Origin of the sequence: Sandarakinorhabdus sp., from assembly GCF_031422795.1 — a bacterium.
Taxonomy (GTDB): Bacteria; Pseudomonadota; Alphaproteobacteria; order Sphingomonadales; family Sphingomonadaceae; genus Sandarakinorhabdus.
This window is the reverse complement of sequence record NZ_JANPML010000227.1, coordinates 1-10,028: the sequence shown is the minus strand read 5'-3', so window position 1 is coordinate 10,028 and position 10,028 is coordinate 1. Positions and strand designations below refer to the sequence as shown.

The following is a 10,028-nucleotide window of genomic DNA, read 5'->3' as shown; positions in this document are numbered from 1 at the left end:
CGGGCCTGCTGTTGAAGCCAAAGCTTGTGATCCGACCGAGAACCGGCGTGTTTGGCAAATTGTTGTCGATGGCCGCCGAGAAAGTCCACGCATTGCCGACAAAGCCAGTCAGCGTAAAAGTGATCGCAGCCGCGAGGCCAGGTTGTTCAACCTCATCAACGATGCCGTTGAAATTGTAAGTGAAGGCCTTGCCCACATCAGCCGTCGTGACCGTGATCGGCGAGTTCACCAGCGGTACCGCCGCAGCCGCCGGAAGTGCAGCAAACCCAAGGCTTGCCAAGGCACCAGCCAGGAGAATCATATTTTTCATCGTCTTGTCCCTCGCAAAAGGCAACAGGCCCACCCTGTCACGAATCTATTCAGAATAATTGCATATTCGTAAACAAATAACAATTGGCATTAACGCACTCAACATGAATATTTTGCGTTGTTAACTTTTGGTTCGCTGAGTGACCAGCATGCATGGCCAAATGAACCGGCGCCAAAACAGGAAAGCCCGGTGCCGACAAATGCCGGCACCGGGCTTTGACCAATGCAGTATCAATCAGGCCGCGACAGCTGCCTGACGACGACGAGCGGCGAAGCCGACCATGCCGAAACCAACCAGCAGCATCAGCCAAGTGCCCGGTTCCGGAACGGTGGCGGTGAAGTCACCCGAACCGCGCGCCGTGAAGTTCTGGAAACGAACGGTGGACTGGCCACCAAGGCCGCATGAACCGATGCAGAAGCCCGGGATCACGTTGGCGAGGCTGATCGAGAAATCGGTCAGCTGGGTCGGCGGGAAGGCCAGGAAATCGCTCGTGACGCCCGAGAAGCCATCACCCGGGATCGACACCAGCGCGTTGCCGGCGGTGCCGGGCACGGTCGCCGTCATTTCACCACCAGCGAAGCTGAGCGACAGGATGTTGCTGCCCGCAGCATAGACGGTCGAGCCGAGGACGAACGCAGCCGTGTTCGTGAACGACACGGTGCCGCCGGTGAAGGCCTGCGACCAGATATTGCCCGAGTTGTTCACGGCAAAGCTGGTGCCGGTGCCGCTGAATGACAGGTTTGCCGTCACGCCCGACACGAAGTTGCCAGAGAAATCTTCCAGCGTGACCAGCACAGACTTCGGCGTCACGGTCGAAAGCGACCAGCCAGCCGCGCCATTGTCTGCGTAAGTCAGGTTCGGGCCGCGCTGGTTGGCGGTGAAGCTGACGATCGAAACAGTTTGGGTGGCCTGTGCCGCCACCGGCATCAGGGCGAGCGCAGCGGCGGCGATCGCGGTCTTCAGAAACATACTCATAGCAGCAACTCCCTCGTTGGTTTTTGGCCCAGTCTGGAGATCGAAATGACCCCCCACCGCGAAAACACATGCAATATTCATACCAATTTAACGATTTTGAAAGTTTGCTCGTGATTCAAGCGGCTTAACCATTTCTTGCCATCAGGTTAATTTTACAAAGTGTAAAGCTTTCCGACAGTTTTCATGGTTAATCCACGCATAACCATACCGCCGGCTGCCGCTGACGCGGACCGGAGATGGGGCCATTTCGGAGGGTTGGCAGCGCGGTTTCCGCCCAATCCGGATCGCACTTGGCGCGCGTGCGGGACGCCCCCGGCGCAATCGGGCGCATCGATCGAATACCGCGCCTGTGGCGGATCTAGCCGATCAGAAAGGCGACCAGCGCCCGCACCTTGGCCTGTCGCCATTGCGGCGTGGGCGCGGTCAGCCACCAGGCGCCGGCTGCCGGCTCGCCAGCATCAAGGGCGATGATGCGGCCAGCGGCAAGGTCTGCGGCGGCCAGCAACGCCGGCACCCGCGTCTTGCCCAACCCGGCCGCTGCCGCATCGATGGCAAGGCCAGGATCCGCCACGGTGAGTGCGCTTTCCACGCACGGCGTTTCGGGATCGAGCGGGTGGGCAATGCACGGCAGCGAATTGGGCGCGTCTGCCCCTGGGCCCGGTGCCGCCACCGTTATCAGCCGTTCTTCGCCCAGCGTGCGGCCATGAATGGCTTCGGCCTGCGGTTCGGCACCGAAATGGATGGCCAGATCGTGATTGGCCTGGGTGAAATCCATTTCGCCCGTTTCATGCGTGGCCAGGGAGAAGCGCAAATCGGGGTTCAGCCGGCCATATTCGGCCAAGCGGGCAGTGAGCCATTTGGCCACCAGCGCCCGCGGCGCCGCGATGGACAGCACCCGGCTGGATTGCCCGGCCTGCATCACCCGCACCGCCTCTTCAAAGGCGAGGAAGCCCTGCTGCAGTGCTGGCAGCGCCTGCTCGGCTTCGTGGGTGAGTTCTAGATTGCGGGTCAGGCGGCGGAACAATACCACGCCCAGCGTTTCTTCCAGCGCCCGGATCTGCTGGCCCACCGCGGCCGGCGTGACCGCCAGTTCATCGGCGGCGCGCGTGAACGACAGGTGGCGCGCGGCCGCTTCGAAGACGCGCAGGGCATTCATGGGCAGATGGGTGCGTTTCATGGGGAGACCATGGTTGGGCTGCGCCGGCACTTCAATGCCCGCACTTCAATGAACGGGCGGGCGGCCGACCGGCACTTCAAGCGCAAAGGCCGGAATGACGACCGTGAAACGCACGCCGTCTTCACCTGTCATCACATACCGGCCCTGCATGCGGCCCGATGTCGTGGCCAGCGGGCAGCCCGAAACATAGTCATAGGCGCCGCCGGGCGCGATCAGCGGCTGCACCCCCACGACGCCATCGCCTTCCACCTGTTCGGTGCGGCCATCGCCATCGGTGATTAGCCAGCGCCGCGCCATCAGCCGCACGGGCGTCGTGCCGCCATTTTCCACCCGGACGTGATAGGCCCAGACATAATAGCCGCGTTCAGGATCGGACTGATCGGGGAGATAGTGCGGCGCGACACGCACGGTGATGAAGCCGGTGGTTTCAGCGTAGGGGAAGATCTGGCCGATCATCCCGTCACAGGCCCGCAGATTTCAGCGCCTGATCAAGATCGTCGATCAGGTCGTCCACGTCTTCAAGGCCCACGCTCAGCCGCAACATGCCTTCGGTGATGCCCATTTCGGCCCGCACCGATTCTGATACGCTGGCATGGGTGGTGCTGGCCGGATGTGTCATCAGGGTGCGGGAATCACCCAGATTGTTGGAAATATCGATGATGGTGAGCGCATCGAGCAGCGCCTGCGCCTGGGGCCGACCGCCATCAAGGTGCATGGCGATGATGGTGCCGCCGGCTTTCATCTGGCGCAGCGCCAGTGCGTGCTGCGGGTGGCTGGGCAGGCCGGGATAAACCAGCCGCGGCACCCGGCTTTCCAGCCAGGCTGCCAGCTTCAGCGCGTTGTCGCACTGGCGGCGCACGCGCAGATCCAACGTTTCCAGGCTTTTCAGCACCACCCAGGCGTTGAACGGCGACAGGTTCGGCCCGGTGTGACGCGCAAAGGCCAGATACGTGTCGTTGATCCATTTTTCGCTGCCCACCACGGCACCGGCCAGCACACGCCCCTGCCCGTCCATCAGCTTGGTGGCGCTGTAGGCGACGATATCGGCGCCAAGTTCCAGCGGGCGCTGCACGATCGGTGAGGCAAAGGCATTATCGACCATCACCAGCGCACCGGCATCGTGGGCGACATCGGCAATGGCCCGGATATCGCACAGGTCCAGCCCCGGATTGGTAGGTGTTTCCAGGAAAAAGGCCTTGGTGTTCGGCCGCCGCGCTTTCGCCCACGCGTCGACATCGCGGGCATCGACCGTGGTGGTTTCGATGCCAAAACGCGGCAGGATGGTATCGACCAGCACCCGGCACGATCCGAACAGCGCGCGGCCCGCCACCAGATGATCGCCGGCAGACAGGGTGGACATCAGCATGCCGGACATCGCTGCCATGCCAGTGGCGGTGGCGCGCGCGGCCTCGGCCCCTTCGATCAGGGCGATGCGCTTTTCCAGCATCTCCACCGTCGGGTTCTGCAGGCGGCTGTAGGTCATGCCCGGCCGTTCACCCCGGAAGCGCGCGGCGGCTTCCTCGGCATTGTCGTAGCAATAGCCGGAGGTCATGAAGATGGCTTCAGACGTTTCGCCCACCTCGGTACGCATGGTGCCGCCGCGCACCATCTGCGTGGCCGGGCGCCACTGCTTCACGAGTTCCATATCCTGGCCGGCGTTTCGTTTCATGCGAACCGCGATAAACCTGTGCTGGCCTTGGCGCAATGAAGCGCTGCTTGATGTTGCCAAAGCGTCACATGTTGTTGACGATGAATGTCAATCGACGGTTGCAGTGCCGGCCTTGTCGCCCTGCACGATCAGCAGATACATCACCGGCGTCACCACGCGGCTGAGCACGGTGGACGACACCAACCCGCCGATGATCACCCACGCCAGCGGCGAATACAGGCCAGAGCCGGACAGCGCCAGCGGCAGCAGGCCGCCAATGGCCGTCACGCTGGTCAGCAGCACCGGCAGGAAGCGCACCTCGCCGGCCTCTTCAATGGCTTCCCGCAGCGGCCGCCCGGCCTCTCGCAGTTGCGTGGTGAAATCGACCAGCAACAGGCTGTTCTTGATCTCGATGCCGATCAGCGCGACGAAACCGATGACAGCGGTGTAGCTGAGCGAATTGCCGGTGAGGAACAGCGCCACAATCCCGCCGAACAGGCCGAGCGGGATGACGCCGGCCACCACCAGGGTTTCGCGGAAACGACCGAACTCGATCACCAGCACGGCCAATATGCCAAACACCGCCAGCGCAATAATCGGTCCCAGCCCGCCAAAGCTGCGCGAGGCGGTTTCGGCCTCGCCGCCCACTTCAAAGCGATAGCCATAGGGCAGCTTTACCTGCGCCTGCAGCGCATCGATCACCGCCCGGTTGACCTTGGCGGTGAGAAAGCCTTCGCCCACCTGGCAATCGACAAACACCACCCGGTTCTGGCGCACGCGGCTGATCTGCGGCGGGGCTGAATCAAGATAGGGTGTGGCGATCTCGCGCAGTGGCACCGGGCCCCGGCTGCCCTGCACATACACTTTGTCCAGCGCCGCAATATTGTGGCGCTCGGCCAGCGGCAGCCGCACCACGACATTATAGCTGTCGCCTTCCACATCGCGGAAGCGCCCGGCATTCTCGCCCGCCAGCGCCAGCCGCAGCGCCCGGCGCGGCGCCCCGGGGGCAACACCCAGCAGCGCGGCCTTGTCGGTATCGAGACCCAGATTGAGCCGCGGCTGATCCACGGCCACGGCATTGCGCACATCGCGCGTGCCCGGAACCTTGCGCATCACGCGTTCCGATTCGGCAGCGAGCCGCTTCAGCACATCCAGTTCCGGGCCGATGATCCGCATCTGGATGGGCGCATCGATGGGTGGGCCGTTCTTGAAGATCTTCACCACATATTGCGCATCGGGCAGCAGTTCCAATCGGCTGCGCAGCCGCTGCACCAGCGCCGGGCCGCCAAATTCATCCCATTCCTTCAGCACCACCAGCACTTCGCCGATGCTGCTGCGCTGATCGTTGTTGGACTGGTTATAGAAGATGCGCGGATTTGCGCGGCCAACATTGCTCAGCACCGCCGTCACGGCGGGTTCATCCTTCAGTGCGGCTTCGACCTTGCGCACGGCGGCATCGGTGGCAGGGATGGCGGTGCCCTCGCTGGCTGTCACCTGCACCAGGAAATAGGGCGTTTCGGCCGGCGGAAACAGGCTCGATCCGATCAGCGGCACCAGCGCCAGTCCCGACAGGATCAGCAGGGTAGAGGCCAGCATGGCCTTCCACGGATTGCCCAGGCCCCAGTGCAGCACCGGCTGGTAAAAACGGTGGATGCCGCCGTTCACCGCCTGCAGGAACCGGTTGCCATGCTCGCCTTCCTCACGCGGCAGCATGCGGCTGGCGAGGAACGGCACGATGGTGAGCGAGACGACCAGCGACGCCGCCACGGTAGCCAACACTGCCACCGGCAGGCTGCGGGTGAATTTGCCGGCGCCTTCGGGCAACATGGTCAGCGGAAAGAAGGCAAACAGCAGCACAAAGGTGCAGCCGATCACCGCCACGGCAATCTGGTTGGTGCCATCAATGGCGGCCTGTTGGCGCGTTTTGCCCATGCGCAGGTGGCGCGAGATATTTTCGGCCACCACGATGCTGTCGTCCACCAGCAGGCCCAGCGCGATGATGAAACCCGAAATCGCCAGCTGGTTGAGGGTAAATCCGGTCCAGCTCAGCACCGCCACCCCCATGGCCAGCGACAGCGGCACCGAAACCATCACCACGATGCTGGCGCGCCAGCCCAACGGCAGCAGCGTGATCAGCACCAGGCCCAGCGCGATACCGAAATCCCGCCCCAGTTGCCCCAGCTTGCGGGCGATGTCGCCGCTCTGGTCAAAGCCGACTTCCAGCTTCACATCCGGCGGCAACTGGGCAGCGAAGGCATCGGTAATCTTCACGGCATCATTGCGGATATCCAGCACATTGAGGCCGTCCTTCTGGTTCATCGTCACCCAGATCGCGCGCTTGCCGTTGAGCCTGGCAAAATGCGGCTGTTCCTCATAGGCCCAGCCCACCTCGGCAATATCCTTCACCCGCACGATACGGCCATCCTGCGCGCGCACCGGTTCATCGGCGACATCGGCCACCGCCTTGTAGGCGCCGCCGGCCTGCACGTTCAGCCGAGTGCCGCCCGATTGCACGGCACCGGGCGGCAGATCCTGGCCGCCACTGCGCAGCGCGTCGGTCACCGCCGTGGCTGGAATCCCCAACTGCGCCATGCGCCCGGTATCAAGCGCCACCCGCATTTCCGGGGTGGGCAGCGCCCAGATGCGCGTACCGCGCACACCTGAAACGGCGTTCAGCTGCTCGCGCAGATCCTGCGCCAGCTTTTCCAGCCGGCGATAACTGGCCGTTTCCGACACCAGTGCAATCTGCAGCACGGCGGCTTCGGTGGTGCGGAATTTCTGGAATTCCAGCCGCGCAATGCCGGCTGGCAAGGTCTGGCGGATGGCGTTCACCTCGCGCACCACCTCGTCATAATTCTTTTCGGGGTCGCCATCCCAGCCGAATTCAGCGGCAATCACCGCGGTCGAATCCGTGGCGTTGGATTGCACCTTCACGATGCCATCCAGCCCCTGCAGCACATCCTCGATCGGCTTGGCGATGGTGGATTCCATGTCGGCCGGTTCGGCGCCCGGCAGGGTCACCACCACCAGCACGTTGGGCGCGGTAAAGTGCGGATCCACCGATCGCGGGATGGTCAGAAACGCCGAGGTGCCCAGCGCCGCCAGCGCCAGAAACACCACCAGCGTGATCTGCCAGCGCTGAATGGCAAAACGGATGATGGCGTTCATTTGCCAGCCTGTTTCTGGCCGGCCAGTTCGATCACCTGGCCATCGCGCAACCGGTCGATGCCCGTGGTCACCACCCGGTCACCTGGCTTCAGGCCCGCCGTCACCACCACGCCGGCGTCGCTCACCGGGCCCAACGCCACCAGCCGCTGCCGCACGCGGCGCGTCACCGGCTCCAGCACATAAACAAAGCCTTCATCGGCGCGCGCCGCAAATACCGCCGCCGCCGGCACACTGATCGGCGCGCCCGGTTCGGCCGGGCCCAGGGTCAATCGGGCGCTGCCGATCTGGCCAGAAGCCAGCCGCGAATCAGCGGGCAATTTCACTTCAACGCGGAAGGTGCCGGTGCCGTCGTCCCCGCGCGCACCCACTTCGCTCACGGTGCCGGCCAGCACCACGGCGCCCAGCGCCGGAATGGTCACGGTGGCAGGCTGGCCCTGCCGCACCCGCGCTACGTCACGATCAGCCAGCGGCAGGCGCAACACAAAGCCTTGATTCATTTCGCCAATGGTCAGAACAGCCTGGCCGGGCTGGGCGATCTGGCCCGGTTCGCCCGGCCGCGCCAGCACGATGCCGGATGCCGGCGCCCGCAGCACAGCCAGCGACACATCAAAGCCGGCGGCCCGCGCCCGTGCCTGCGCCGCCACCATCGTCGCCCGCGCCTGCTCCACCCGCGGCGCCGTCACCCAGCCCTTGGCAAACAGATCTTCCGACCGCTTCACATCGGCCCGCGCCCGCACCACTTCGGCCGCTGCAGAGGCCTGATTCGCCCCCAGCGCCGTCGTGTCGAGCCGCGCCAGCAACTGGCCGGCCTGCACCCGATCGCCTTCGCGCACCATGATGGCGGCAATACGCCCCGGCGTGTTGAATGCCAGCGGCGTCTCCCGCTTCAACCGCACGGTGCCGGCCACTTCGAGTTCGGATACGCCGCTGACCAAAGCCACGGACACCACGCGGACTGGCACAGCCGCTTCAGGCACTGGGGGCGGCGCGGCCTTGTCACCGCACGACGCGAGCGCAAGGGCGAACAGCGAAACCAGAATGACAGGGGGAGTTCGAACCGCGAAGGCCGCCTGAGGGACATCGTGTGCCATGGTGCCTGCCGCCCTTTTCCCGCCAGCTTGACCGGCAGTTTTGATCCGGGACAAGACTTAGCTCGTGGCGGCGACGGCTGGCAAGTTTTTTTGAGCCCTGCTCAATTTCTGCTCAATTTGTCGCATCCGCCGCTGCCACCGTCGCCCGCGTTCGAGCATATTGGGTGGCAGCAGCAAACACGCAGCGGCAGCTCAGGCCGCTTTTTCAGTCATTTATCACCAGGGCGCAGATGGTCATCGCCACGCCCTCGTCATCGGCCGTGCCGGGCTCCACCACAGCTTCCGCCACGATCTGCCCCGGGATGCTGATGGCCTCCTGCGGCAGACGCTCACCCAATGCGGCCAAGGCAGCCGCCGCTCCCGGGCCATCGAACCGCACATCCAGTTCATGGCGCGTGCCGGTCAGGGTCAGGCTGGCCCAGTCCCGTGCCCGCAGTTCTTCGATCACCAGCCGCGCGCCCAGCGGCGCGGCAATGGCGGCGGCCGCCCGCAGGATGGCGGCCTGGGCACGATCACAATGCGGTCGCATGGTTACTCTCCTTCCGGCTGTTGGCAGCGCGGGTGTTCACGCCGATCTGGGCATCGGTGCGGGCAATATGAGCCAGCACACGTTCTCTGGTTGCAGCCCGCGGTTCACGACCGCGGCGCAAATCGAACACAAAACGCGGATCACCGGTCACCAGCCGGCCAAAACGCGAGGGTGGTACGCTGTGAGCGCGCAAATGACGCTCCACGACAGGCAACAAGCTCATGTCGTTCACTCCCTATTCGGATTGGACACAATATCAGCTTATCCCTCGCGATTCGGCTGATACCCCACTTTATTCCTACTGAAATCCTACTAGTCTAGGTAAAAAACAGTGCTATAGGCCCTTTATGGGCTTGGAGAGGAGGCCCATACCTATGGACAGCACCGCCATCCGGTCACGGTTGGACGCGCTGATCGCATCGCGTGGCGAGGATTATGCCTCGCTCTCACGCCTGCTCGGTCGCAATGCCAGCTATATTCAGCAGTTTATCAAACGCGGCGTGCCGCGCCGCCTGTCGGAATCAGACCGGCGCATCCTGGCCGGCCACTTCGGCATCGCCGAACATCTGCTCGGCGGGCCGGCCGATGAAAGCCGCGCCATCCTGCCGCGCCCCGGCCTGGCCCGCGCCGCCGATGATTATGTGCTGATTCCCCACTATCAGGTCCGCGCCTCCGCCGGGCCCGGCACTCTGCCCGAAACCGAGCAGCCTGCCGCCCGAATCGCCTTCCAGGCCGGCTTCATCCGCGATCTCGCCCACTCACCACCCGAATCGCTGGCCCTGCTGTCGGTCGAAGGCGATTCGATGCTGCCCACCCTCGCCCACGGCGATCAGATCCTCATCGACACCCAGGATCAATCCGCCGCCCGCGACGGCATCTACGTACTGCGAGTCGATGATGCCCTCCTCGTCAAACGCCTCTCCCTGAACCCCGCCACCCGCCGCCTGACCATCAATTCCGACAACGACGCCTATCCCAGCTGGCCCGATTGCGACCCCAGCGCCATCCACATCATCGGCCGAGTCGTGTGGGTAGGACGGAAATTGAGCTGAGCGAAGGCAAGTTCCTTTTTGGGGGAAAGGAAGATAGGGCCTCCGGCGGGCAGGGACGCAGTCCCTGCACCCGTTCGT

General features: G+C 64.1%; 10 protein-coding genes. 1 reads left to right on the top strand and 9 read right to left on the bottom strand.

Annotated features, from left to right (window positions below):
• The 9 genes from RMO81_RS08500 to RMO81_RS08460 form a co-directional block, all read right to left on the bottom strand.
• Positions 1–310, bottom strand: a 310-nt coding sequence (locus RMO81_RS08500) for a cistern family PEP-CTERM protein (protein ID WP_310475396.1), incomplete at its 3' end; no start/stop codon positions are given.
• A gap of 234 nt (positions 311–544) precedes the next feature.
• Positions 545–1,285 carry a PEPxxWA-CTERM sorting domain-containing protein gene (locus tag RMO81_RS08495; RefSeq protein ID WP_310475395.1) on the bottom strand — a complete coding sequence of 247 codons (741 nt, stop codon included), beginning with the start codon at positions 1,283–1,285 and terminating at the stop codon, positions 545–547.
• Between the two features lie 358 nt (positions 1,286–1,643).
• Positions 1,644–2,462, bottom strand: coding sequence for a LysR family transcriptional regulator (locus RMO81_RS08490; RefSeq protein ID WP_310475394.1), 819 nt, complete (start codon positions 2,460–2,462; stop codon positions 1,644–1,646).
• A gap of 45 nt (positions 2,463–2,507) precedes the next feature.
• A complete protein-coding gene (gene apaG, locus RMO81_RS08485) occupies positions 2,508–2,918 on the bottom strand; it encodes a Co2+/Mg2+ efflux protein ApaG (RefSeq protein WP_310475393.1) in 411 nt (136 codons plus the stop codon).
• 4 nt (positions 2,919–2,922) lie between these two features.
• A complete protein-coding gene (gene metZ, locus RMO81_RS08480; RefSeq protein WP_310475392.1) occupies positions 2,923–4,131 on the bottom strand; it encodes an O-succinylhomoserine sulfhydrylase in 1,209 nt (402 codons plus the stop codon).
• Between the two features lie 87 nt (positions 4,132–4,218).
• The gene (locus tag RMO81_RS08475; protein ID WP_310475391.1) at positions 4,219–7,278 is read right to left on the bottom strand and encodes an efflux RND transporter permease subunit; all 3,060 of its coding nucleotides are present in this window, start codon (positions 7,276–7,278) and stop codon (positions 4,219–4,221) included.
• Entirely contained in the window at positions 7,275–8,225 is a 951-nt protein-coding gene (locus tag RMO81_RS08470) for an efflux RND transporter periplasmic adaptor subunit (RefSeq protein WP_310475390.1), read from the bottom strand. Before RMO81_RS08470 ends, RMO81_RS08475 begins: the two co-directional genes overlap by 4 nt.
• Positions 8,226–8,574: 349 nt before the next feature.
• Complete coding sequence (locus tag RMO81_RS08465; RefSeq protein ID WP_310475389.1) at positions 8,575–8,898, bottom strand: hypothetical protein; 324 nt, start codon at positions 8,896–8,898, stop codon at positions 8,575–8,577.
• Positions 8,882–9,121 carry a hypothetical protein gene (locus RMO81_RS08460; RefSeq protein ID WP_310475388.1) on the bottom strand — a complete coding sequence of 80 codons (240 nt, stop codon included), beginning with the start codon at positions 9,119–9,121 and terminating at the stop codon, positions 8,882–8,884. The genes RMO81_RS08465 and RMO81_RS08460 overlap by 17 nt, the downstream gene beginning before the upstream one ends.
• A 151-nt stretch (positions 9,122–9,272) precedes the next feature.
• Here RMO81_RS08460 and RMO81_RS08455 point away from each other — a divergent pair, with 151 nt between their 5' ends.
• The gene (locus RMO81_RS08455; protein WP_310475387.1) at positions 9,273–9,950 is read left to right on the top strand and encodes a S24 family peptidase; all 678 of its coding nucleotides are present in this window, start codon (positions 9,273–9,275) and stop codon (positions 9,948–9,950) included.
• The last annotated feature ends 78 nt before the right edge of the window (positions 9,951–10,028 follow it).

Bases quoted from the DNA above. Each gene is read 5' to 3' on its own strand.
- RMO81_RS08495 (WP_310475395.1), bottom strand. From the start codon at position 1,285: ATGAGTATGTTTCTGAAGACCGCGATCGCCGCCGCTGCGCTCGCCCTG.
- RMO81_RS08490 (WP_310475394.1), bottom strand. From the start codon at position 2,462: ATGAAACGCACCCATCTGCCCATGAATGCCCTGCGCGTCTTCGAAGCG.
- apaG (WP_310475393.1), bottom strand. From the start codon at position 2,918: ATGATCGGCCAGATCTTCCCCTACGCTGAAACCACCGGCTTCATCACC.
- metZ (WP_310475392.1), bottom strand. From the start codon at position 4,131: ATGAAACGAAACGCCGGCCAGGATATGGAACTCGTGAAGCAGTGGCGC.
- RMO81_RS08475 (WP_310475391.1), bottom strand. From the start codon at position 7,278: ATGAACGCCATCATCCGTTTTGCCATTCAGCGCTGGCAGATCACGCTG.
- RMO81_RS08465 (WP_310475389.1), bottom strand. From the start codon at position 8,898: ATGCGACCGCATTGTGATCGTGCCCAGGCCGCCATCCTGCGGGCGGCC.
- RMO81_RS08460 (WP_310475388.1), bottom strand. From the start codon at position 9,121: ATGAGCTTGTTGCCTGTCGTGGAGCGTCATTTGCGCGCTCACAGCGTA.
- RMO81_RS08455 (WP_310475387.1), top strand. From the start codon at position 9,273: ATGGACAGCACCGCCATCCGGTCACGGTTGGACGCGCTGATCGCATCG.